This is a genomic window from Pseudoalteromonas sp. S3260 (assembly GCF_005886925.1).
GTDB classification, from domain to species: Bacteria; Pseudomonadota; Gammaproteobacteria; order Enterobacterales; family Alteromonadaceae; genus Pseudoalteromonas; species Pseudoalteromonas tetraodonis.
The window spans coordinates 1-503 of the sequence record NZ_PNCV01000148.1 but is presented as its reverse complement, the minus strand read 5'-3'; the positions used below and the strand labels follow the sequence as shown (position 1 = coordinate 503).

Genomic DNA, 503 nt, shown 5'->3' with positions numbered 1-503 from the left:
AAGAGCATGCCGCTTATCTCCGTCAGAGGTGATGACTATTATCATCCATTTTCACCAGTCACATTACAGAGATTTCAAAAACTACTACCTTCACTATGTTTGCCGTCAACTTAAAGCCTATTTTCCAGAGTTGCTGAGTTACACAAGGTTTCTCGCGCTTATGCCTAGTGTGGTGGTTCCGATGTGCAGTTACCTCACATCAAAACTTGGCAAGCCCACTGGTATACAATTTATTGACTCCACTAAAATAGAAGTGTGTCACATCATCAGAGCTAAAAGAAATAAAGTGTTTGAAGGCGTTGCTCATCATGGAAAAGGCACTATGGGTTGGTCATATGGATTCAAACTACATTTAATAATTAATCATTTAGGTGAGATTGTGGCGCTAAAGCTCACAACGGGCAATGTGGATGATCGAGAGCCTGTTTCTGATATGGCGGACTCTATCTTCGTAAAACTCTATGGCGACAAAGGTTATATAAGCAAAGCGCTCTCTGCTGAGT

At 41.4% G+C, this 503-nt stretch carries 1 protein-coding gene; it reads left to right on the top strand.

Annotation, left to right across the window (positions count from 1 at the left end; genetic code table 11):
• A partial coding sequence (locus tag CWC14_RS17065; protein ID WP_138564080.1) for an IS982 family transposase occupies window positions 1-503 on the top strand: 503 nt, incomplete at both ends.